General features: G+C 33.1%; 22 protein-coding genes and 1 tRNA gene. 12 read left to right on the plus strand and 11 right to left on the minus strand.

Annotated features, from left to right (window positions below; all coding sequences use genetic code 11):
• Nucleotides 1–37 precede the first annotated feature (37 nt).
• The 5 genes from WFZ85_RS08930 to WFZ85_RS08950 all read right to left on the minus strand — a co-directional run bounded on the left by WFZ85_RS08930 (nucleotide 38) and on the right by WFZ85_RS08950 (nucleotide 4,444).
• Complete coding sequence (locus WFZ85_RS08930) at nucleotides 38–958, minus strand: ABC transporter ATP-binding protein (RefSeq protein ID WP_342695948.1); 921 nt, start codon at nucleotides 956–958, stop codon at nucleotides 38–40.
• A 159-nt stretch (nucleotides 959–1,117) separates the two neighbouring features.
• Nucleotides 1,118–2,428, minus strand: coding sequence for an ABC1 kinase family protein (locus WFZ85_RS08935; RefSeq protein WP_342695949.1), 1,311 nt, complete (start codon nucleotides 2,426–2,428; stop codon nucleotides 1,118–1,120).
• A gap of 25 nt (nucleotides 2,429–2,453) precedes the next feature.
• Nucleotides 2,454–3,122 carry a TetR family transcriptional regulator C-terminal domain-containing protein gene (locus tag WFZ85_RS08940; protein ID WP_342695950.1) on the minus strand — a complete coding sequence of 223 codons (669 nt, stop codon included), beginning with the start codon at nucleotides 3,120–3,122 and terminating at the stop codon, nucleotides 2,454–2,456.
• A 144-nt stretch (nucleotides 3,123–3,266) separates the two neighbouring features.
• The gene (locus WFZ85_RS08945) at nucleotides 3,267–3,962 is read right to left on the minus strand and encodes an OmpA family protein (protein WP_342695951.1); all 696 of its coding nucleotides are present in this window, start codon (nucleotides 3,960–3,962) and stop codon (nucleotides 3,267–3,269) included.
• A gap of 5 nt (nucleotides 3,963–3,967) precedes the next feature.
• Nucleotides 3,968–4,444 (minus strand): lipocalin family protein, encoded by a 477-nt coding sequence (locus WFZ85_RS08950; RefSeq protein ID WP_342695952.1) that lies wholly within the window; start codon nucleotides 4,442–4,444, stop codon nucleotides 3,968–3,970.
• A gap of 165 nt (nucleotides 4,445–4,609) precedes the next feature.
• On the opposite strand from WFZ85_RS08950, the gene htpG reads away from it, so the two are divergent.
• The 4 genes from htpG (at nucleotide 4,610) to WFZ85_RS08970 (ending at nucleotide 10,142) form a co-directional block, all read left to right on the plus strand.
• Nucleotides 4,610–6,511, plus strand: coding sequence for a molecular chaperone HtpG (htpG, locus tag WFZ85_RS08955; protein ID WP_342695953.1), 1,902 nt, complete (start codon nucleotides 4,610–4,612; stop codon nucleotides 6,509–6,511).
• A gap of 150 nt (nucleotides 6,512–6,661) precedes the next feature.
• Nucleotides 6,662–8,902, plus strand: a complete 2,241-nt coding sequence (locus WFZ85_RS08960; RefSeq protein ID WP_342695954.1) for a M20/M25/M40 family metallo-hydrolase — start codon at nucleotides 6,662–6,664, stop codon at nucleotides 8,900–8,902.
• Nucleotides 8,903–8,913: 11 nt separating this feature from the next.
• Nucleotides 8,914–9,309, plus strand: a complete 396-nt coding sequence (locus WFZ85_RS08965; RefSeq protein WP_342695955.1) for a DUF2721 domain-containing protein — start codon at nucleotides 8,914–8,916, stop codon at nucleotides 9,307–9,309.
• A 68-nt stretch (nucleotides 9,310–9,377) separates the two neighbouring features.
• Nucleotides 9,378–10,142, plus strand: a complete 765-nt coding sequence (locus tag WFZ85_RS08970) for an NYN domain-containing protein (protein WP_342695956.1) — start codon at nucleotides 9,378–9,380, stop codon at nucleotides 10,140–10,142.
• Nucleotides 10,143–10,182: 40 nt separating this feature from the next.
• On the opposite strand, the gene WFZ85_RS08975 is transcribed toward WFZ85_RS08970, so the two are convergent.
• A complete protein-coding gene (locus WFZ85_RS08975; protein WP_342695957.1) occupies nucleotides 10,183–11,016 on the minus strand; it encodes a universal stress protein in 834 nt (277 codons plus the stop codon).
• A gap of 143 nt (nucleotides 11,017–11,159) precedes the next feature.
• On the opposite strand from WFZ85_RS08975, the gene mnmE reads away from it, so the two are divergent.
• Nucleotides 11,160–12,557, plus strand: coding sequence for a tRNA uridine-5-carboxymethylaminomethyl(34) synthesis GTPase MnmE (gene mnmE / locus WFZ85_RS08980; RefSeq protein ID WP_342695958.1), 1,398 nt, complete (start codon nucleotides 11,160–11,162; stop codon nucleotides 12,555–12,557).
• On the opposite strand, the gene WFZ85_RS08985 is transcribed toward mnmE, so the two are convergent.
• Nucleotides 12,558–14,507: an endonuclease gene (locus tag WFZ85_RS08985; protein WP_342695959.1), complete on the minus strand. Its 1,950-nt coding sequence runs from the start codon at nucleotides 14,505–14,507 to the stop codon at nucleotides 12,558–12,560.
• Nucleotides 14,508–14,751: 244 nt separating this feature from the next.
• On the opposite strand from WFZ85_RS08985, the gene WFZ85_RS08990 reads away from it, so the two are divergent.
• The 4 genes from WFZ85_RS08990 (at nucleotide 14,752) to WFZ85_RS09005 (ending at nucleotide 16,853) form a co-directional block, all read left to right on the plus strand.
• Nucleotides 14,752–15,483, plus strand: coding sequence for a DUF4369 domain-containing protein (locus WFZ85_RS08990; protein WP_342695960.1), 732 nt, complete (start codon nucleotides 14,752–14,754; stop codon nucleotides 15,481–15,483).
• Entirely contained in the window at nucleotides 15,432–15,911 is a 480-nt protein-coding gene (locus tag WFZ85_RS08995) for a TlpA family protein disulfide reductase (RefSeq protein WP_342696011.1), read from the plus strand. The genes WFZ85_RS08990 and WFZ85_RS08995 overlap by 52 nt, the downstream gene beginning before the upstream one ends.
• Before the next feature lie 148 nt (nucleotides 15,912–16,059).
• Nucleotides 16,060–16,141 (plus strand) — tRNA-Tyr (locus tag WFZ85_RS09000).
• Between the two features lie 175 nt (nucleotides 16,142–16,316).
• The gene (locus WFZ85_RS09005) at nucleotides 16,317–16,853 is read left to right on the plus strand and encodes a hypothetical protein (protein WP_342695961.1); all 537 of its coding nucleotides are present in this window, start codon (nucleotides 16,317–16,319) and stop codon (nucleotides 16,851–16,853) included.
• Between the two features lie 77 nt (nucleotides 16,854–16,930).
• Here the strand turns inward: WFZ85_RS09005 and WFZ85_RS09010 are convergent, their stop codons facing one another.
• Nucleotides 16,931–17,623 (minus strand): SIMPL domain-containing protein, encoded by a 693-nt coding sequence (locus tag WFZ85_RS09010; RefSeq protein WP_342695962.1) that lies wholly within the window; start codon nucleotides 17,621–17,623, stop codon nucleotides 16,931–16,933.
• A gap of 50 nt (nucleotides 17,624–17,673) precedes the next feature.
• Nucleotides 17,674–18,315, minus strand: a complete 642-nt coding sequence (locus tag WFZ85_RS09015; RefSeq protein WP_342695963.1) for a rhomboid family intramembrane serine protease — start codon at nucleotides 18,313–18,315, stop codon at nucleotides 17,674–17,676.
• Between the two features lie 99 nt (nucleotides 18,316–18,414).
• Here WFZ85_RS09015 and WFZ85_RS09020 point away from each other — a divergent pair, with 99 nt between their 5' ends.
• Nucleotides 18,415–19,305: a lysophospholipid acyltransferase family protein gene (locus WFZ85_RS09020; protein WP_342695964.1), complete on the plus strand. Its 891-nt coding sequence runs from the start codon at nucleotides 18,415–18,417 to the stop codon at nucleotides 19,303–19,305.
• An 8-nt stretch (nucleotides 19,306–19,313) separates the two neighbouring features.
• On the opposite strand, the gene WFZ85_RS09025 is transcribed toward WFZ85_RS09020, so the two are convergent.
• Together WFZ85_RS09025 and WFZ85_RS09030 are read right to left on the minus strand one after the other, a co-directional pair.
• Nucleotides 19,314–20,795 (minus strand): aminotransferase class V-fold PLP-dependent enzyme, encoded by a 1,482-nt coding sequence (locus WFZ85_RS09025; protein ID WP_342695965.1) that lies wholly within the window; start codon nucleotides 20,793–20,795, stop codon nucleotides 19,314–19,316.
• 161 nt (nucleotides 20,796–20,956) lie between these two features.
• On the minus strand, nucleotides 20,957–21,685 hold the full coding sequence (locus WFZ85_RS09030) for a biotin--[acetyl-CoA-carboxylase] ligase (RefSeq protein WP_342695966.1): 729 nt from the start codon (nucleotides 21,683–21,685) through the stop codon (nucleotides 20,957–20,959).
• Between the two features lie 93 nt (nucleotides 21,686–21,778).
• Between WFZ85_RS09030 and rsfS the strand changes: the two genes are divergently transcribed.
• On the plus strand, nucleotides 21,779–22,150 hold the full coding sequence (rsfS, locus tag WFZ85_RS09035) for a ribosome silencing factor (RefSeq protein ID WP_342695967.1): 372 nt from the start codon (nucleotides 21,779–21,781) through the stop codon (nucleotides 22,148–22,150).
• 14 nt (nucleotides 22,151–22,164) lie between these two features.
• Nucleotides 22,165–24,084 carry an ATP-dependent zinc metalloprotease FtsH gene (gene ftsH, locus WFZ85_RS09040; RefSeq protein ID WP_342695968.1) on the plus strand — a complete coding sequence of 640 codons (1,920 nt, stop codon included), beginning with the start codon at nucleotides 22,165–22,167 and terminating at the stop codon, nucleotides 24,082–24,084.
• The last annotated feature ends 104 nt before the right edge of the window (nucleotides 24,085–24,188 follow it).

The raw sequence follows: 24,188 nt of genomic DNA on the forward strand, positions 1-24,188 counted from the left end.
TTGAAAATAAAATAGATTTTGAAAATTTATTCAAAGTCTATTTTATTTTCAAATAAACTTGTTTTCCAACACTAATCTCAACTTCATTATCAAAATACATAACAACATCATTATATTGCGATTCAATCAAATAATGACTGCCTTTAAAAAACGAATTGATTACTTCAACTTTTAAATCTGACTTTGCGGCAATTTTCAATTGGTGAGAATAAACTAAATTAGAAACACCTTCAATAACAATTTCATTTACCTCGCCAAAAAGAGTGGCAATGTATTTATTTCTTGGATTTTCATAAATATAATTTGGATTGCCTTGTTCTAAAATTTGTCCATTTTTTAGGATGATTACTTCATCGCAAAATGACAACACATCAGTACTGTCATGAGTGGCAATAATAGTAGTAATTTCCCTTTCTTTTAAATAAGCAAATAATTTTCTTCGTAAACTATTTTTCCTGAAATTATCAATATGACTGAAAGGTTCGTCTAATAATAGAACTTCGGGTTCGAGAGCTAAAACTTTAGCTAAAGCTACGCGCTGCATTTGTCCACCGCTCAAATTTTTCGCTATTACATTTGCATAATCAACCATTTCAACAATTTCAAGTAACTCTTGTATACGTTGCTCTTTTTTCTCTTTATCAATATTAGATAAATATTTACCCACATTTTCAGCAACAGTTATGTAGGGCATTAAATCAAAATCCTGAGCCAAGTATTTCATAAAATCCATACCTGGAATAAGATTAAATTTTGGTCCTAAAACTTCTTTTTCATTCCAAAGAATTTTTCCTTGTTCTAAATCATAAAGACCGTAAATCAGTTTTAACAATGTACTTTTTCCGCAGCCACTCTCACCTATAATAGCTAAATTTTTTCCTTTTGTGAGTTCAAATGAAATAGTAGCAATGACGACTTCGCTATTGTATGAAAAAATAATATTTTGAACTTGCAGCATAATAGATTAATGAAGTGCAAATTTATACCAATTAAGGTTAAATTATTAAGATAAAACAGCATCGGATTTGTAATTAAAGAAATATTCACCCAAAAAATAAGAGCAGAACCTGAAGAAAGGAAACTGCTCTTATCAACCTAACCAATAAACAATTCTTTATTAATTTATATATTTTGCAAAAGACCTAGTTTCGACTCTTGCTTTTAAATCGTGTAACAAATTATACAATCCGAAAAAGGTTCTATTGATGTATAAAAAGTGCTTCGAACCTCTATTTCCGTTCATTTTTCTAAGTTGTGTATCTTTGGCAAAATCTTCACCCATTTGAGCAATTTTTCCAAAAAAAACTTCATCAGAAAAATCAAAATTTTCGCCATGGAAAGGCTTAGTAAACAAACTTAACAATTCATGAAAAATCTTAGTAAAATATAGTATTTCTGATTTGCTGTCGTCGCTTCGCAAAATTTCCAACTCGTATAATTTTTCATTAAATAATTTCGGATTGTCAATAACTTCTGGTTTTGCTAATTCAAAGTACGGAACGTAAAACTCATTTGGCACATGCTTGATACAACCAAAATCAATAGCAACTAGATTACTATCTTTATCTATTAAAAAATTTCCAGGATGCGGATCGGCATGTACTTGCTTCAAATGATGCATTTGATACATATAAAAATCCCACAACGCCTGTCCTATTTTGTCCCCTTTTTCACGGTCTTTATTGTGTGCTGCAAATTCTGATAAATGCTCGCCTTCAATCCATTCCATCGTAAGGATTTTTTCAGAAGAAAATTCAGGATAATACTTTGGAAAACGCAAATTCTCAATATTTTTGCACCATTCAGAAACTTCTAAACTTTGCTTTAGTTCTAAAACATAATCTGTTTCTTCTAGTAATTTGTCTTCGACTTCTTTAAAATACTTTTCAGAGTCTTTACCTTTGATATTAAACATTCTGGTAGCAAAAGGTTTAACCAGCGCTAAATCAGAACTTATACTATCCGCCACTCCAGGATATTGGATTTTCACAGCAAGTTTTTCCCCATTTTTTGTAGCCTTGTGTACCTGACCGATACTGGCGGCATTTTTGGCATCTGGAGTGAACGAATCGTATAAATCTTCTGGGTATTTTCCCAAATATTTTTTAAATGTTTTTCTAACTAATGGCGCCGATAAAGGCGGAACAGAAAACTGTGATAGAGAAAATTTGTCAACATAAGCCTGTGGCATAATGCTTTTGTCCATACTCAACATTTGAGCGACTTTTAAAGCACTTCCCTTTAAATTTTTTAATCCATCATAAATATCTTCAGCATTACTCTCGTTCAACTTATCACGAGTTAAAGTAGGATTTACTATTTTCTCACCATAATAAGCTACATAGTTACTTCCTACTTTGATACCAGTTTTGACCAGCTGACCAGCACGTTCAATTTTCCCAGTAGGGATTTTATCTAAAGTTTTCATTTATAGCGAATTGTTTTTTTAACGTTTATTTTTTCTCCTTCCAAAGAAATTTTCCTAAATCAAATAAACTTTCTAATGGTTTGGTGTCCAATAAATCAACTACAGTATTCACTGATTTTTCAATCAATACGTCTGTTTTTTCAAAATTTTTCGATGTATCATCCATCCAAAACTTTAAAATAAACAGGAACTGTATCCACGCACCTTCTGAAAAAACTGGCTCTGTCACTCGAGAAAGTCTATCACTTTTTTCTTCGGGATTAGACTGAATTATTGAAACAATGAAATTTTTAAATTCTGTTCTAAAATGTTTTAAAACTTTTAGATTTTTTAATCCCTCTTTGTTTTCCTCTAGAGAATACAAAACGTAACTACGATTTAAAGTCAGAATTTCAAATAGCGTGAAATTCAGCGTCAATAACTTATTTTTATCAGTATAAGTTTCAAATGCCGTGTCTTTTTCTATAGTTGCAATAGCATTTTCAAAAAACTTGACCCAGATTTGTTGTTTTACCGCTTCAAACGATCCAAAAAATGAATAAAAATCACTTTCTTCGATAGCATTGTTTTTACAAAATAAATACACATTTTTAGGAACTTCTTGGTTCTCTAAAACAGTGTTCATATAAAGTGTGATAATATGATTATCATCAATAATGCTTTTGTTCGCCTTCGTTTTTTTTGTGGTTGCCATGTGGATGTTCAATTAAAGCGTAAAGATACAAAGTGTTTAATATATTTCAATTTTTATTAAACAAAATATTATGTTAAATTTTTTATAACAAAAAAAAGCTGTCTAAAAAAGACAGCTTTATGATAGTTTGAAGCTATTTTAAATTTATTTACCTGCTTCTTTTTCAGCTTCTTGAACCATTTTCTCATTAGCTGTAATAGCAAACTCTACACGACGATTTTGGCTTCGTCCTTCAGGAGTATCATTAGTTGCAATTGGATCAGCTATTCCTAATCCTGTGGTAACAAAACGCGACGCTGCTAATCCTTTACCGATTAAATATGTTCTTACAGATGCTGCTCTTTGTTCAGATAATTTTAGGTTATATTCAGCGGAACCTGTACTGTCAGTGTACCCATAAATTCTAATATTGGTATCAGGATAATGGTTAAAAGCATCTAATAATTTATCCAAATTTGCTCTTGCAGTTGATGTTAATGTTGACTTATTTGTATCAAAACGAACGGCGTTTTCACCTAAAACTAATCTAATTCCTTCACCAACTCTTTCTACTTGTGCTCCAGGTAAAGCTGTTTCAATTTCTCTAGCTTGCTGGTCCATTTTGTTTCCAATAACACCTCCAGCTACACCGCCAATAACTCCACCAAGAACAGCACCTAATGCTCCGTTTCCACCCTTACCCAAATTATTTCCTAAAATACCACCAATCACTGCGCCACCGACAGCTCCAATACCTGCACCACGCTGCGTTTTATTGGTGTTTTTAACTGCCTCGCAACTAGTAAAAATATTTCCTAAAGCTAAGATGCTAACAACTAAATAAATGTTTAATTTTCTCATTTTTGTTAATTTAATTTTTCAAATTGGTATACTACGTCAACAGATTTTCCTGCCACATTAATTTTTTCGGTCAATTGAAAAGAATTTTCGCTCTGATTTGCAACATTTAATACATAACCAGTTTTAACTGTTTTTGCTTTAGAGTCATCTAAAATTTTCATAACGAACTGCCCTTCTTTATTGATAAACCATGAAATCGGCGTACTATAACTAGTGCATTTCGCATTAGTTAAACTCATATTACCTTTGTTGTTATTAGAAATAAAATTCCATTTGCTTCCTACAAAACAATTGGAATCGGCTAAATCAAAAGAAGTGACTTTGATTACATTAGAGCCAGGATAAGTTACTGATGTGATTTCCCAGTTTCCTTTGATACCTCTTTCTGTCTTGTTATCTACAGATGTGTTAGTCGCCGAATTGGATTTACAAGCAGAAAGGGTGACCGACAGTGCAACAAATAAAATAATTTTTTTCATCATAATTCCTAGTTTTAATTTCTGAACAAATATACTACTAGTGGCAATTATAACATTTCAGAATAACATTTTTTTTATAAAATTTTTATATCAAGACAATTTGTCATTATGTACATAAACGGTACTCATTTTGAATACAATGTTTGAAGAAATTTTAAAAAAAATATTATGACAACAGGAAAAATTAACGTATCCGTAGAAAACATCTTTCCACTAATCAAAAAATTTTTATACAGCGATCATGAAATATTCTTACGCGAGTTAGTGTCCAATGCTACTGATGCTACTTTAAAGTTAAAGCATTTGACAAGTATTGGTGAAGCCAAAGTAGAATATGGAAATCCAATCATTGAGGTTAAAATTGACAAAGAAGGCAAAAAATTACACCTCATCGATCAAGGTTTGGGAATGACGACTGATGAAGTTGAAAAATACATCAACCAAGTTGCTTTTTCTGGTGCCGAAGAATTTTTAGAAAAATACAAAGACTCTGCCAAAGATTCAGGAATCATTGGTCATTTTGGTCTTGGATTTTATTCTGCATTTATGGTAGCTTCCAAAGTGGAGATTATCACCAAATCATATAAAGACGAACCAGCAGCACACTGGACATGTGATGGAAGTCCAGAGTTTACGCTTGTTCCTCATGACAAAACCGAAAGAGGAACAGAAATTATTCTACATATTGCAGAAGACTCATTAGAATTTTTGGAAGAATTCAAAATCCGTGAGTTGTTGACTAAATACAACAAGTTCATGCCAGTGCCAATTAAATTTGGAACTCGCAAAGAAAAAATTGAACAGAAAAAAGGAGAAAGTGTTGCCGAAGAAGATAAAGACAATATTTTCACCGAAGTTGAAGTGGACAATATCATTAATAATCCAAATCCGGCTTGGACAAAACAACCAGTTGATTTAACGGATGAAGATTACAAGAATTTCTACCGTGAATTGTATCCAATGCAATTTGAAGAACCTTTGTTCAACATTCATTTGAATGTGGATTATCCGTTTAACTTAACGGGGATTTTATACTTCCCAAAAATGTCTGCCGATTTGCAAATGCAAAAAGACAAAATTCAATTATACCAAAACCAAGTATATGTAACCGATAATGTAGAAGGAATTGTACCTGAATTCCTTGGCATGTTGAAAGGTGTCATCGACTCTCCCGATATTCCGTTAAATGTTTCGCGTTCCTATCTTCAAGCCGATGGAAATGTGAAGAAAATATCGAATTATATCACTCGTAAAGTAGCTGATAAATTAAAATCCTTATTCACAGAAAACCGTGAAGATTTTGAAAAAAAATGGAATGATATTAAAATAGTTTTGGAATACGGAATGCTTTCTGAACCAAAATTTTATGAAAAAGCAGGTGATTTTGTATTATATCCATCAGTAGATGACAAATATTACACTTTTGCAGAATTGAAAGAAGCTATAACTGCCAATCAAACCGATAAAAACGGAAAACTGGTTGTACTTTATACTTCAAATAAAGATGCTCAACACGGTTATGTTGAAATTGCCAAAGAAAAAGGTTATGAAGTTATTCTACTTGACTCTCCTATCGTTTCGCATTTAATTCAAAAATTAGAATCAGATAACCAGAACATGACTTTTGTTAGAGTTGACTCGGATCATATCGATAAACTAATTCAGAAAGAAGATACTCAAATTTCTAAATTGTCTGAAGATGAGTCAAATAAATTAAAAACTGTGGTTGAAGAAATTGTTCCAAAAGCAAATTATTCAGTGCAATTAGAACCAATGGACAGCAGTGCTGCACCATTTATCATCACACAACCAGAATTCATGCGACGAATGAAAGAAATGAGCCAAACTGGTGGCGGTGGAATGTTCGGCATGGGTAATTTCCCTGAAATGTACAATTTAGTGGTCAATACAAATTCTGACTTAGCTTCTACAATTTTGTATACTGATGATAAATCAGCGCAAGAAAGCTTGGTAAAACAGGCACTTGATTTGGCAAAAATCTCTCAAGGATTATTGAAAGGCGAAGAATTGACTGCTTTTGTAAAACGAAGTTTTGAGTTGATTAAATAAGAACTGTCCAGTAAATAAATTACGATAAAGACCTGCAAGCTAAAATTTGCAGGTCTTTTGTTTTCATTAATAAATATTTAGAACAAAAATTGACGAACTTTGCAAACTCAAAAATATAATCTCACTATCTAATACTTGAAAAATTTAAATATGTTAACGCAGTCATTATACAAAAAATTCGTTTTTACATTTTTACTTTCAGCGGTTTTCACAATTAGTTTAGCGCAAGAAAAACACCTTAAAAACATTCAAAAACTAACAAATGGTGGCGATAATGCTGAAGCTTATTTTAGCCCAAACAGTAAATTATTAACACTGCAAGTAAGCAATCCAAAAGCAAACATTCCCTGTGACCAAATCTATTTGTATGATTTGCAAAACAAAACTTATTCGTCAGACAATTTAAAACTAATTTCAACAGGAAAAGGTCGAACTACTTGCTCTTATTTTATGCCAGACGGAAAGCACATCCTTTATGCCTCAACTCATGCCGCTTCTTCCGAATGTCCAGCGCCACCAAAGTCAAAAGACGGAAAATACCTTTGGGCTGTTTATCCTGAATTTGATATTTATATGGCCGATTTAAATGGAAAAATCGTAAAGCAACTAACAAATTCCCCAGGTTATGATGCCGAAGCCGTGGTTTCTCCAGATGGAAAAAAGATTGCTTTCACTAGTTCTCGTAGCGGCGATTTAGAACTTTGGACAATGGATATTGATGGGACAAATTTGAAACAAATCACCAATGGTTTAGGGTATGATGGCGGAAGTTTCTTTTCACACGATAGCAAAAAATTAGTATTTCGTTCGTCGCGACCAAAAACGGAAAAAGAAATTGCCGATTATAAAGCACTTTTAAATGAAAACGTAGTTGCGCCAACCGAAATGGAAATTTATACCTGCAATGTTGATGGAACCAATTTAAAACAAATTACAAATTTAGGAAAAGCAAATTGGGCTCCATTTTTTCATCCATCCGATAAAAAAATAATATTTTCTTCCAATCATCATTCAACTCGTGGTTATGATTTTCAATTGTATATGATTGATAGTAATGGAGAAAATTTGGAGCAAATTACCTACGAAAGTGAATTCAATGCGTTTCCAATGTTTTCACCCGACGGAAAAAAATTGGTTTTCTCTAGTAATCGCCAACAAAGTGCAGCGCGTGAAACCAATGTTTTTATCGCAGATTGGATCGATACTGATGCTACTGAAATTGCAAAAACTGCCAATCTCAAAAAAAATATTTCATTCTTAGCTTCTGATGATTTAAAAGGAAGACTGACAGGTTCCAAAGAAGAGACTGTTGCTGCTAATTATTTAGTAAAACAATTTAAAAGCTTGAATTTAAAACCGTATGATGGTGCAAGTTACATTCAAGATTTTAGCTATAAAGTAAAATTAAATCCGCACGATACCATTGCCAATAGTGGTGTAAATAATACAGGCAAGAATGTGATTGCATTCCTAGACAATAAAGCCAATAAAACGATAGTTATTGGTGCTCATTATGACCATTTAGGTTTAAACGAGCATAACAATTCCAGTAAAGTTAATTCTGTTGGAGACATTCACAATGGTGCTGATGATAATGCGTCAGGTGTATCAGGAATTTTGGAATTGGCCCGAATGTATTCTCAAAATAAAACCATCGAAAACGTAAATTATATTTTCGCCCTTTTTTCAGGGGAAGAAGATGGTTTGATTGGCTCAAAACACATGGCTGAAACGTTGAAAAACAAATATCCAAATGTAATTTCCATGATTAATATGGATATGATTGGACGATTAAACGACAAAAAAGAATTGACCGTTGGTGGTATTGGGACGAGTCCAGAATTTAAAAATCTTGTTGAAAAAAATAAACCAGCAGGTTTTAATCTTACGTTGGACGAAAGTGGCATTGGTCCATCGGATCACACTTCATTTTATTTAAAAGATATTCCGGTGCTATTTTTCTTCACAGGAACGCACACTGATTATCACAAACCAAGTGATGATGAAGATAAAATCAATTATACAGGCACAAAAAATATTGTTGATTATGTTTTCAGAGTGTGTAATAGTATTGCAAATTTAGACAAAGTAGAATTTGTAAAAACCAAAAGTAATACCACAAAAAAAGGGGCAAAATACAAAGTCAGCTTAGGAATTATGCCCGATTATACTGATACTGGTGATGGTTTGCATGTTGATGGGGTTACTGATGACAGACCAGCACAAAAAGCAGGAATTGAAGCTGGAGATGTAATCATCAAAATTGGAACTTGCGAAATAAAAGAAGTGTATGGCTACATGGAATGTTTGGCAAAATTGAATTCAGGTGACGAAGTTCCAGTAACTTTTATTAGAAATGGTGAGAGAAAAACTGTCACCGTAAAATTTTAAATTCTGTAAAAATGACCCTCAACATAGAAACGCCTGCATTACTATTTTCTGCCACATCGTTGATTTTATTAGCATACACCAACCGATTTTTGACCATTGCACAAATAGTTCGTGGATTAAAAAAAAACTATGACGAGAAGCAAAACAAAAGCATTTTGATAGAAATTAAAAACCTCAACTTGCGATTAACACTCATTCGTTACATGCAACTTTTTGGTGTGCTCAGCCTATTTCTCTCCGTATTTGCTATGTTATTATTGTTTTTTGAACAACAATTAGTTGGCATTTATCTTTTTGGACTAAGCTTATTGAGTTTATTAATTTCACTAGGAATATCGTTTTGGGAAATCAGTATTTCAGTGAAAGCACTGCGAGTTCATTTGAGCGATATGCTCGAAGACAAATAGGCTGAAGAAATTATACTTACCTTTGATTTACGATAATTTAATTATTGCTTTTTAATTGTATACGAATTATGGAAATTAAGAAAGACCTAAAACTTGCTGTATTGATTGATGCTGATAATGTTCCTTATGCCAATGTAAAAGAAATGTTTGAGGAAATTGCCAAATATGGAACGCCAACTTTTAAAAGAATTTATGCCGATTGGACCAAACCAACCGTTTCTGGATGGAAAAATGTTTTACTCGAAAATGCCATAACTCCTATTCAACAATACAGCTATTCTACAGGAAAAAATGCCAGCGACAGTGCTTTAATAATTGATGCCATGGACATATTTTATACGGGAAAAGTTGATGGATTTTGTATTGTTTCCAGTGATTCTGATTTTACACGATTAGCCACTCGACTGCGAGAAGCGGGAATGAAAGTAATTGGTATTGGTGAGAAAAAAACATTAACACCATTTATTACCGCTTGTGACAAATTCATCTATATCGAAATTTTGAAAAAACAAGATACAGAAGTTTCTTTGGAGCCAAATAATAAAAAATCTTCCCAAAAGAATAAACCGCAAGCTAATATACCATTGAGCAAAATTGATCCAAAAATCATCAAACTTTTTGCCGATAGTATAACCGATTTAGAAGATGAAAACGGCTGGGCTTTCTTGGGCGATTTAGGCAATTTAATGCTAAAAAAGAAACCCGATTTTGACTCAAGAAATTACGGTTTTCCAAAATTATTATCCCTAATAAAAAGCATGAATCGTTTTGAAATTGATGAACGCGAAAGTGGTAAAAACAACATCAAACACATTTATGTTAGAAGAAAGTAATCGTAACTATAGCGAGACAAATCTTATTTGCGTTTAACAATTATTCATGAAAAGCCAAAATAGGTGTTCTCAAATGATAGGATAATTTTTGAGTGGTAGTGCTGGTGAAAAGTTCGACAAAAAAGTTTCTTTTATAGGTTAACATTGCCAATAAATCAATGTCCTGAGTTACCAAAAAATCTTCAATAGTTTCGGGAACTTCATCACTTGGAATGATGAAAAACTGTAAATTATCATCATCATCGAAATGAGCTTTCCATCTATTAATTGTATCAGTATTCACATCGGAATCTGAGGTTTTTACGTGTAAACATTTCACTTTAGCATGCAATTTTTTAGCAATGACTAAAACTTTAACCAACGCTTCGATGTCTTTTTTTCTGAATCGTGTGGTGAAGGCAATATTTTCAACTTTAGAAAATTTTGCATCAATGGGTACGCTCAAAACAGGAACCGATACATCAGAAATAACGGCGCTTGTATTGGTCCCAAGAAAAGAATCTAACCAACCTTCAGCACCTTTTGTTCCCATTACAACAAAATCGATGTTCTCTTGTTTTACTACTTTTTTAATATTGTAAATCAAATCGCCGTCCATCAGAATATGTCTCATAGCAATATGACCTAATTTTCGTTTATCAGCTATCGCATGCAATTTTGGCATATTTTCTTTAAAATGTTCAAAATTTGTTAACTCAATAGTTTCGTAAATCATGGCATAATTCAGCGGAAGCGATTGACTATCAACTATTGGCAATTCAAAAGTATGCAACAAAACCAACTCGGCTTTAAATAATTTCGCCATTTCGAGAGCATAAACAAAAGCATTGTCTGAAGTTTCAGAGAAATCAACAGGTAATAGAATTTTTTTCATGATGATAGAATTTAGTCTTAACAAATTTAGGTGTATTACTTCCATATAAAAATGATATTTATCAGATATTTATTTGATTATCATAAATTAATTTTACAAAAATATACTTGCTAAGTTTTAGTAACTTTGCCAAAAAATAATACATGATTTCACAAGAAACTATTGTTGCTTTAGCTTCACCATCTGGCGCTGGTGCTATCGCAGTGATTAGAATTTCAGGTGTAGCAGCTTTAACTATTGCTGAGCAAGTTTTTCAATCGGTTTCAGGAAAATCAATTACTAAACAAAAAACACATACCATTCACCTTGGACATATTGTTGAAAATTCAAAAGTATATGATCAAGTTTTACTTTCTATTTTTAAAAATCCACATTCTTATACTGGCGAAGACATAGTAGAAATTTCTTGCCACGGTTCAAGCTATATTCAGCAACAAATCATACAATTGCTTTTACGAAAAGGATGCAGAATGGCGCAAGCAGGCGAATTTACCCTACGCGCTTTCCTGAACGGAAAACTAGACTTATCGCAAGCAGAAGCGGTTGCCGATTTAATTGCATCGGATAATGAAGCAAGTCATCAAATTGCGATGCAGCAAATGCGTGGTGGTTTTAGTAATGAAATTGCAAGATTAAGAGAAGAACTATTGAACTTTGCTTCGCTCATTGAATTGGAGTTAGATTTTGCCGAAGAAGATGTAGAATTTGCTGACAGAACCCAATTCAAGGAATTATTAAACAGAATTGAGTTTGTTTTAAAACGATTGATAGACTCTTTTGCTGTTGGAAACGTTTTAAAAAATGGAATTCCAGTAGCAATTGTGGGTGAACCTAATGTGGGGAAATCTACTTTGTTAAACGCATTATTAAACGAAGAGCGAGCCATAGTTTCAGAAATTGCAGGAACAACTCGTGATACTATCGAAGATGAACTGGTTATCAACGGTATTGGATTTCGATTTATTGATACGGCCGGAATTAGAGATACAGAGGATGTTGTGGAAAGTATAGGCATAAAAAAAACTTTCGAAAAAATTGAACAAGCACAAGTAATTGTTTATTTAATAGATAGTTCACAATTGACGTTGGACAACAAAAATTTAAAAGAAGTTCAGGTTGAATTGGAAAAAATAAAAAATCAGTTTCCTTTAAAAGCATTACTTGTTATCGGAAATAAATCTGATAAATTAACGAAGGAAGGAGTTATAAATTTAACAACTCAAATTCCTGAAATTGAACTACTTTCTGCTAAAGAAAAACAGGGAATAGATGATTTAAAAAACAAATTGTTTTCATTTGTAAATACGGGTGCTTTGCGCAATAATGAAACTATTGTCACGAACACTCGCCATTATGACTCACTTTTAAAAGCTTTGGAAGAAATTCAAAAAGTGACGTTTGGCTTAAACAATGGGTTACCTTCTGATTTAATGGCAATTGATATTAAACAGGCGTTGTATTACTTTGGAGAAATTACTGGAGAAGTCACGAATGACGAACTTTTAGGAAATATTTTTGCTAATTTTTGTATCGGAAAGTAATTATTGAACTATAATTTTTCTAACAAGCTCTTTATTACCCGAAGTAATTTTTGCTAAATAAATTCCGGCAGCTAAATTGATATCAATAGCTACTTCTCCATTAATGTTTTTTTCAAATACTTTTTGCCCAATTGTGGAATAAATTTCAATAGTTCCCTCCGAAACACCAGAAATTACAAAGTTGTCTTTCATTGGATTTGGATACAGCACAATTTTACTATTATCAAAATTGTTATTTGAAAGCGTTGAAAACCATGGTTGTCCAAAATTAGCCCCAAAAACATAATCGGCCAAACTAGGATAATCTATAAACGGATTTCTATTTACTTGCCAAGTATAAATATAATTATTACGATTCATTTCGAAATCATCACTTGGATCTGTTTGATTCCATTGTAATAGTAATGCTAAATCTCCAATCTGTCCCACTGTAGTATTGGAAGGATTGCCGTTAACAACACTCAATGCATTGTATCGAACGGCCATATAAAAAAGCGATCTAGCAACGTCACCTCGCCAACTTCCTTGTGTACCAACTGGACCGAGATATTCACCATAATCTCTGTTGCCTCGCGAAGTATTCTCTGGTCCATCTTCTGCACGAAGGTGATGCGCATCAGCATGTCCAGCCAAAATATCATCAGCATTTGTAGGTAACCAAACATTTATTCCATCGGGAGTATCATCAGTCCCATTGGCAAAACCTCCGCGCGATTGCGGATAAATATGTTCTCTATTCCATTTGCCAGTGTTGATCCCTGTTTCTTGAAAATCTAATTTTGAACGAGGTTGTTCTACATACATCAGCCATACTTGATTACTGTTTAACGGATTTTGATCGGCAACTTTTAATATGGATTCTATGTCGCCATAATTATGTGCGCGAACTACCGTAGGGTTTGCAATAATATCCTGAATTGCTTGCTTTAAATCTAAGCCTGCTTTTCCTTCAAGAGAGTCATAATAACCTACTGGCGCTGTGCTTTGAACCACTCCATAAGTAGGATTTAAAGGCGTTCCCCATGTTGAAGTAGTAAAATCGTTATCAATAATTCTTAACTCAATATTGTCATTTACTCTATTGTATCCAAAGGGTAACGTCCCAAATCTTATTCTAGCAATCTCGTCGCCTTCATCATTAATATCGTCCACAAGTTGTATAGTGGAAGTGAAAGTATTCGATCCTATTGGAATAGTGACAGCGGTACTTCCAGTGAAATCTGCAGCATTAAAACCACTATTGGAAAGAGAGAAATTGAAGTTGAGATTGTTATCAGTAACTGCTGTTTGGGTTGTAAACGTTATAGTAAAAGCTTGTCCCTCGTTAAATTGAGTTGCTGTGGTTGAAATAGTAATGCCGCTGTAAATGAAACCTGTTCCATCGTTATTTGCACCTGGTGTTGGTGTGTTTGCTTCATAAGTTCCATCATTTTTTCGTTGAATTGATAAAGGAGAATTATTTGCCCCTTCACTAATTTGTTCCGTTTCTCCCAAAAGTGTCATCAATGCAGTAGCATCTGCATCATTAGTGTCATAAACTAGGGCATCAATTAAATTGGCTGTAGTAGCAACCGAAAGATTAGGAAAATCTGACGAACTTCCAAGATATAAAGCGACACCGTCGGGACCATTTTGAAAAATATTATCAGGCAAACTTCTATTGGGAACGGGAGAAACTAAGTTATTTCCAATTACGACAATGCCATTTATATCTGTGGTTAAACCGTCCAAATCAATAACATAGTAATTCAAATTAGCATTTGTTCCAGTTCCGTTATAAAGAACTAAAACATAACCATCTAACGGGAAATTTGGTGCTGTGGATTTCAATTCTATAAACTCTCGATCATCTGTGCTCGGTGTATCGCAGTCGAGTTCATTTATAAAAACTTGTGCATTAGAAATTGAAAAAACAAGAAGGAAAAGAAACGAGGAGATATTTTTAAACATTGACGTATAAAATTTGAGAGCAAATATATTTACACGCTTACAAAAACTGTCATAACCATTGATAAATTAACAATTTATTTACTTATTTGTAAATAAAGAACTTCAATTAAAAAGTAGCAACCGATTATAAATAGTAAAATCTAATTTCATTGTAAGATTGAAAATTACTAAAAAAAACAAAAATGTTATTTTATAAGACGGCAATTTAAATACATTTGCAATCATTAAAAAAGTAAATGAAAAAATGAAAAAAATTATTCTTTTAGTAGCTGTCGCAGTAACTCTATTTTCTTGTAACAATTTGGCCGAAGGTGAGTATATAATTTCAGGAACAATTAAAGGTATGAAAAGCGGTCTTGTTTATTTGGAAAAACAAAATCCAATGGGAATGGGAATATCTGCTATTGACACGGTGAAAATCGTTGATGGTAAATTTGAAATCAAAGGAAAAACGGGAGAGCCAGAAATTCATTTTATACAAGTTGATAAATTAGAAGGTAAAGTACCAGTGATTTTAGAAGGTGGAGAAATAACTGTAGAAGTTGATAAAGACAGCGTTTTTAAATCAAAAATGGGCGGGACTTATAATAATGATGAGTTTTCAAAATTTGGCTTAGAATCTAGCAACATACAGAAAAAACTTCAAAAAAATGTAATGGCTTTCCAAATGAAAAATAAAGCTATCATTGAAGAAGCTCAAAAAACAAATGACACCGTTGTCATGAATAAATTAAAATTAGAATATGATGTTATTCAAAAAGAGATGACGGATTATACTTTCAATTACCCTAAAACACACCCAAAATCTTTCATCAGTGTTTTGATTATTCAGGCAATGTTTAACAATAGAAACTTCACTGAGAAAGATATTGAAAAAGTATACAACTCACTGGATGAGTCTTTGAAGAAAACAAAACCAGGGAAATCTATACAAGAAAATCTTGCGCTGTCAAAAAAAAAGCCAACCCTAAAGTAAATGTTAGTGTTGGAGCTTTAGCGCCAAATTTTAAAGCACCAAATCCCGAGGGAAAAGTGCTATCGCTTAAAGAAAATCTTAGCAAAGTTACATTAATCGATTTTTGGGCCTCGTGGTGCAAACCTTGCAGAGAAGAGAACCCAAAAGTAGTAGCGCTGTATAACGAATTTCATAAAAAAGGATTAAATATTATAAGTGTTTCGTTAGATAAAAATGCTGAAGACTGGAAAAAGGCAATACAAAAAGACGGATTAACGTGGACACAAGTTTCGAATTTGAAAGAAATGAAAGATCCCATCGCTATCCAATATGGTATTACACAAATTCCGACAACATTTTTGTTGGATTCTAATGGAACAATAGTAGCAATAGATTTATATGGCGAAAGTTTGAAAACAAAGATTAACGAACTTTTGTCAAAAAAGTAAATTGTTTAAAACAACTATTTCTAAATCTCCCGTGGGAGAATTTTTATTTTATTGTAAACCAGAAGATTAAAAAAAGAGTTAGTGAAATAAAATAATTTTATTTGCGCACATCAAAAGTGTTTTTATATTTGCACTCGCACATAGCGATGGGGAGATACTCAAGCGGCCAACGAGGGCGGACTGTAAATCCGCTGATTACATCTTCGCAGGTTCGAATCCTGCTCTCCCCACTAACTAATGATATAGTAATAACAAACGCCAAATTACATTTGAGCGTTTTTTTATTTTAAATAATTACTTGAAAAACCAACAAAATCTTTAGTTCTTTAATAAATTATTTCCTTACCTATCGAATTTGCTCTTCTTATTAAAAAAAGTTACATTTGATAAATAAAAATAAATAGTATGAGATTAAATTTAATTTATAGGTCAGTTATAGCGCTAGCACTTCTATCAACTTCATGTAAAAAAGAAGAAGAAACAGTTAGTGAAACTGAGAGCGCTGCGCCAAAAGAAATAATTATGCCAAGAGTGCAAGCAATTCCTACACAATCGGGCGTGCAACAACCAACTTCACAAACTGTTGTTCCTACTCAAAATCAAATTGCTCCACAAAACATTCAAACGATGACGCCAAATCAAGCGGTAACAAAACCGGGAATGAATCCTCCTCACGGCCAAGCCGGACATCGTTGTGATATTGCTGTTGGTGCACCACTGAATTCTCCGGTGCGTAAACCAACTACTCCACCAACAAACGCGCAGCCCACAATTACTAGCTCAACAATTACTCCAGCTCAGACAACACCAGCCGCATCAGCGCCTGCAATTTTAAATCCAAATCAGACAACAACTACAACAGCTCCAGGTATGAATCCTCCGCACGGACAAGAAGGGCATGATTGTGCGGTTGCCGTTGGCGCACCACTTCCAAAAAAATAAAAAGAAACATAACAAATACCCTTTCCGAAATCTCAGAAAGGGAATTTTTTGTTTAAAACTAAGTACCGCTTTTTTAATTATTCCAAAGCAAATGTTACACTGACGTTAGTGTTAATTTCTATTTCACCCGCAGCTAACGTTTGTCTTGGCGTACTTTCATCAGATGCCATTGCCATCATATTTCCTTTATACTCAGGTTGAGGATAATACTGCTGTGAATTATCTGTAATCAACAATGCTTTACCAACTTTTTGATTTAAAACAGAAGCATAATCAGTAGCTTTTTGTTTAGCATTCAAAATTGCTCTTTTTCGTGCCTCTTTTTCGTGTTCCTCTATTTTAGAAGACTTGAATTCAACACCTTGAATAGAATTAACTCCAGCATCATTTAACCCCATCATAATCTCATCATATTTTGTTAAATCTTTGAGGGTTATACTCAATGTTTGATTGGCTTGAAAGTTATACTTCTTTTTCTCATAATCATAACTTTTGTACAAGCTCACGGCATTAGTTTTGTAATCTGTAGTTGGAATACCGCTTTTCTTCAAAAACTTTATTACTCTGTCAACTACTTCATCATTTAGTGTTTTAACTTCTTTGGCATCTTTTCCAGAATTTTGAAAACCAATCTTTATAATGGCTTGATCTGGCGTTACTTTTACTTTACCTTCACCGTTCACTGAAATTTGAGGAACTTGAGATTTCTGCTCTTGGGCTTGAATTGCGAAAGCGAAAATTAACGCTATCATCGTAACTACTTTTTTCATAATTTCAAATATTTTAGATTGTTATGCAGTAATTTCAAAAGTTGTGCCACTTATAATTTTCCCATCTTAGCCATTACGAAAAGAATAATTATTGGAATAGCTAATAATAATACCATCAATGTGTGCTCTTCAAAAAGCTGTGGTTCTTTTAACAAAGTTATAACGTAACCACCAATAGCACCGCCAAAATGCGCGGTATGACCTATATTATCATTTTTGGCTTTCATACCATATATTGAATATAACAAGTACAAAATTCCAAAAAGATAAGCAGGAATTGGAATAATAAAAAAGATTCCCAACATCATATTAGGTTGTAACAATATTGCTGAATATAAAACACCGGTTACTGCGCCAGAAGCACCAACGGCGCTGTAACTATAATCTTCTTTATGAAATAGCATGGTTAATAAACTTCCAAATATCAGGCTTCCAAAATAGACAATCACAAAAGAAGAATTTCCAAGAAAACTGTATACCACAGGAGCAAAAAACCATAATGTTAACATATTAAAAGCCAAATGAACAAGGTCAACATGCAGAAATGCCGATGATATCATTCTAATTTGTTCACCTGAGCGAATACTACCAACATGAAATTGATATTTTCTAAAAAAATACTCATCATTAAATCCTTTCATGCTAAATAATACATTGGCTAAAATTATTACCAATAAAAATAGATTGTCCATATTTAAATATTTCAGTAAAAATAATAATAGTTATTTGGGTTTTGAGACTATTAAAGCGTTAAAATAACTTTTACCTTTATATTTGCATAAAAATATTCAATGCAATTTGTCGTTTTTATTTTTCTTTATCCCTTAATTTGGCTTATATCGATATTGCCATTTAGAGTACTGTATATATTTTCGGATTTAATATATATAATTGTTTACTACATTATAGGATACAGAAGAAAAATCGTTCGTAGTAACATTGCTTTAGCATTGCCAAATTTATCTCAGAAAGAACAATTATCGATTGAAAAAAAATCATATCGACACCTGTGCGATATGTTTCTCGAAATGGTCAAAACCATGTCTATCTCCGAGAGAGAAATCGAGGAAAGATTTGTATTTACCAATTTAGAATTGTACCAAAACTTAGAAAAAGAGCAAAAAAGTATTGCACTGCTTGTTGCTCATTATGCTTCATATGAATGGATTATTTCTATGAACAGACATATAAAGTTTGAAGGTTTTGCGATTTATAAAAGGATAGCGAATAGATATTTTGACAAATTGGTGAGAGACATTCGTTCAAAATTTAAAGCTACTTTAATTACAACGAAAGAAACAATACCTACTATTCAGGAAAATGTTATCAAAGGTCATCTTGGTGTATACGGATTTGCAAGTGATCAATCACCACAATTGCACAAAACTTACCATTGGACCTCATTTATGGGAATAGAAACTCCTGTTCATACTGGTGCAGAAATGCTTGCCAAAAAATTTGACATGAATGTGATATTCCTGCGGGTAAAAAAGGTTAAAAGAGGTTATTATGAAGCTACTTTTGAACTGTTATGTGATAATCCTCAAACTGTTCCTGATTATGAAATTTCTGATGAATTTTTGAGAAGAGTTGAAAAACAAATTCATGAAGCACCCGAATTCTACTTATGGACACACAAACGCTGGAAACATAAAATAAATTCCAAAAGAAGAAAAAATTGAGTTAATGATTAAGAGAACCAACTTTCTACCATTTCTTTTTCTTGATGTTGCGCATTTTTGTGAAAAAACTCATTGGTGGTTGAGTTATAAACATATTCTTTTGCCCATTCCTCATGATTTTTAGCCAAGTCTATTATTGCGTTACAAACATATTGTACTTCTTTGTCCGCAGTGGTCGGGTGAATAGACATTCTAATCCATCCTGGTTTTTTGATTAGATCTCCTGAGGTAATTTGGCACACTAAATCTTTAGAGGTTTCTTGATCTACATGCAAAAGAAAATGTCCGTAAGTTCCCGCACAACTGCAACCACCACGTGTTTGAATTCCAAACCGGTCGTTTAAAATTTTTACACCCAAATTAAAATGTAACTCATCTATATAAAACGAAATTACGCCTAACCTATCGCGATGTTGTTGCGCTAAAATTTTAATATTTTGAATGTTTTCTAATCGTGAAAAAACAAACTCAACGATTTCATGTTCACGATTTAAAATATTTTGCACACCCATTTCTTCTTTCAACTGAATGGCTAGTGCTGTTTTTATCACTTGAAGAAATCCGGGTGTTCCACCATCTTCTCTGTCTTCAATATTGTCTATGTACTTATGTTCACCCCAAGGATTTGTCCAACTTACAGTTCCGCCACCAGGACAATCGGGAACATTATTTTTATACAAGTTTTTATTAAAAATTAATACTCCAGAAGTTCCTGGACCACCAAGAAATTTGTGCGGTGAAAAGAAAATAGCATCCAAATAACTTTCTTCGTCAGGGTGCATATTTATATCAACGTATGGTCCTGAACAAGCAAAGTCTACAAAACAAACGCCATTGTTGCTGTGCATAATTTTTGCCACTTCATGATAAGGAGTTTGAATACCAGTTACATTAGAACACGAGGTCATTGAAGCGATTTTAAAACTTCGATCTTTATATTTACCTACAATTTCTTTAAATTTTTCAATACAAAATAATCCTTCATCATCACAGGGTATAACTTCGACATCAGCAATAGTTTCCAACCACGATGTTTGATTAGAATGATGTTCCATGTGTGAAATGAAAACTATCGGTTTTAATTCTTTTGGAATTGTTGTAAACGACTTGAGATTTTCTGGAATTCGTAAACCTAAAATTCGTTGAAATTTGTTCACAACACCCGTCATTCCTGTCCCATCTGTAATTAAAACATCGTCGCCGCTCGCATTAACGTGTTTTTTAATGATTTTTCTTGCCTCATGATAAGCCATTGTCATGGCTGTTCCAGAGATTGTCGTTTCTGTATGCGTATTAGCTACAAATGGACCAAAAACATTCATCATTTTCTCTTCTATCGGACGATAGAGTCTTCCACTTGCTGTCCAATCGGTGTAAATAATTTTTTTATTTCCAAAAGGTGATTGAAATTCTTGATTAATACCGATAATGTTTTTTCTAAAATTATCAAAATACGACTCAAGTGATGTGTCTTTTTCTATTGCTATCATACCAAAAAATATAGTGAGCAAAGATACATTTTTTTGATTTATATCGTTTTCGTAAAAATTATTTTAACCCAATTTATACAATTCATGTACAGGTATCTTCCAACTATCAATAAGTACTAATAAAAAAGGAATACGAATAAAACAATGTATGATTGTTTTATTTAAAATAACATTTGAATTTCTTTCAAACTATATTTAGCTACGGTGTCGTTCTCTAGAATGAGCTGTAGTTTTCCATCTCTTGTAATAGATTGAATAATACCCATAAATCTGTTTCCTTTTTGATCTTCAAATGTCGTTGGAATTCCTTTTCTGAATAATTTCTGATGGTAGTTTTGCCAAAAAATAGGTAGCATATCGTCCTTTAATAAATAATAAGCCTGAATATTTAAAGCAATTTTTTCAGAAATTTCAGTTACATTGTAAGTCTTATTGGTTTTGTTTTTAAGAGAAGTTGCCTTCGGTAAATCATTAAAATTTTCTTGATTCACATTAATACCAATACCTATAATAGAATCAAAACTTTCATCTTGTTTAAGACTATTTTCGATTAAAATTCCGCCAACTTTTTTAGAGTCTGCCATAATGTCGTTAGGCCATTTGATTGAAATATTTGGAACATTTGCTTCCTCCAATGCTTTTGCAACGGCTAAAGAAACAATAACATTCCAATCAAAAATACTACTTGATGAATACTTCAAATCAGAAACTAAAATGCTCATTATGATATTTTTACCTGCATCGCTTACCCAAGATGAACCCATTTGTCCTCTACCGTTTGTTTGTTCATTAGCAATAACAGTAGTAAAGTTCTCTAGTTTATTTTTTTTAGACAATTGCTTTAAATAGTCATTAGTTGAGTCTATGGCATCGAGTTTGATTATAGTCAAAATAGTAAAATAAATATTAACGAATTTTAAACTTTTGTTGAGCAAAAATAATGACAAAAAAGAATACCTTTGCATAACATACAAAAATAGTACATGACGAAAAAAACAAGTAATACCGATATACTCTTAGTGAATATAATTAAAGGTATTGAAGAAGTTAAAGGAAATGATATTGACATCCTCGATTTAAGAGCAATAGATACTGCAGTATGCGATTACTTTATTATCTGCAATGGAAATTCGAATACCCAAGTTAACGCAATAGTTAACTCCATTCAAAAACTTGTATCCAAAGAATTAAAAGATAAACCTTGGCATGTTGAAGGAACTGACAATGGGGAATGGGTTTTAATGGACTATGTGAATATTGTTGTTCATGTATTCCAAAAACAAATACGAGAATTTTATAACATCGAAGGACTTTGGGGTGATGCTAAAATCACAACTATTCCAAACAATTACTAAAAGTAAACAATAAAATGGCAGACGAAAAAAAACCAAATAATTTCAAATTTAGTCCTTGGTGGATATACGCTGGATTAATTGTAGTGTTTTTTGCACTCAATTTCCTTGGTGGCTCCAGTTTTCAAGATACTACAAAAATTTCATCATCAAAATTCAATGAAATTCTTGAAAAAGGTCAAATTGAAAAAGTAGTTGTTTATAACAAGACAGAGGGCGAAGCATATCTCACTGCGGTTGCGTTAAAAGATAAAGCACATAGTAAGTTAGCCAAAGATATGCTTGGCAATGCCAATAAAGGACCACACTATTCATTTGATCCAGGAAATGATGAAGTCTTCCAAACTAAGCTTGAAAAAGCGAAACAAGAAGGTAAGATAAAAGACTATGATTTTAAAGCAAAAAGTAATTGGTCTGAAATATTCATAAGCCTTTTGCCCATAATAGTTATAATAGGACTTTGGATACTTATCATGCGCAGAATGTCGGGTGGTGCTGGCGGTGGCGGTGGTCAAATTTTTAATATCGGAAAATCGAGAGCAAAGCTTTTTGATGAAAAAACCGATTTAAAAACAACTTTCAAAGATGTTGCTGGTCTTGAAGGTGCCAAAGAAGAAATTCAAGAAATTGTAGAGTTTCTTCGAAATCCTGAAAAATATACAGCGCTTGGAGGTAAAATCCCAAAAGGAGCACTACTTGTTGGTCCACCAGGAACTGGGAAAACATTACTGGCTAAAGCTGTTGCAGGCGAAGCAAAAGTGCCTTTCTTCTCGCTATCTGGTTCTGATTTTGTAGAAATGTTTGTTGGAGTTGGAGCTTCAAGAGTTCGAGATTTATTCAAGCAAGCTAAAGACAAATCACCTGCAATCATCTTTATAGATGAAATAGATGCTGTAGGTCGTGCTCGTGGAAAAAATAATTTCTCAGGCGGAAATGATGAACGTGAAAATACCTTAAACCAATTACTTACCGAAATGGATGGCTTTGGCACGAATACACATGTTATTGTCTTAGCTGCAACCAACAGAGCAGACGTCTTAGACAAAGCCTTGATGCGTGCTGGAAGATTTGACCGTCAAATCTATGTAGACTTACCAGACATTAGAGAACGTAAAGAAATTTTTGAAGTTCATCTTGCACCTTTGAAAAAAGTGGAAGGACTAGATGTTGAATTTTTAGCCAAACAAACACCAGGATTTTCTGGTGCTGATATTGCAAACGTTTGTAACGAAGCGGCATTAATTGCAGCAAGAAACAACAAATCAGCGGTAGATAAACAAGATTTTCTAGATGCTGTTGACCGTATCGTTGGTGGACTAGAAAAGAAAAATAAAATTGTAACAACTGAGGAGAAACGTGCTATTGCAGTTCATGAAGCTGGCCATGCTACCGTAAGTTGGATGTTAGAACATGCTGCACCATTAATTAAAGTCACCATCGTACCTCGAGGTCAAAGTCTTGGAGCGGCTTGGTATCTTCCAGAAGAAAGATTAATCGTTCGTCCTGATCAAATGTTAGACGAGATGTGTGCTACCATGGGTGGTCGTGCAGCAGAGAAAGTGATGTTTGATAAAATTTCGACTGGCGCATTAAGTGATTTAGAAAAAGTAACCAAACAAGCGCGGGCTATGGTAACCATTTATGGTCTAAGCGACAAATTAGGAAATATAACTTACTATGACTCTTCGGGACAAAGCGAATACAATTTCTCAAAACCCTACTCTGAAGAAACAGCACAAGTAATCGATACTGAAATTTCTACAATCATTGAAAAAGAATACCAACGAGCCATCAAAATTCTTGAAGACAATAAGGACAAACTGGAACAATTAGCCAATATTCTTATTGAAAAAGAAGTTATTTTTAAAGACGATTTAGAAACCATTTTCGGTAAAAGACCATTTGGAATAACTGCCGAGGAAACCGATATAGTCTAGTTAAATCTGTTTTTTAACATTTTTTTAAAATCTTAATTCAAAATCCTGTTTTGAATTAAGATTTTTTTATCTTTGAAAGATTTAAAATTCCTAACTAGATTATA

Source organism: Flavobacterium aureirubrum (genome assembly GCF_038739835.1).
Taxonomy (GTDB): Bacteria; Bacteroidota; Bacteroidia; order Flavobacteriales; family Flavobacteriaceae; genus Flavobacterium; species Flavobacterium aureirubrum.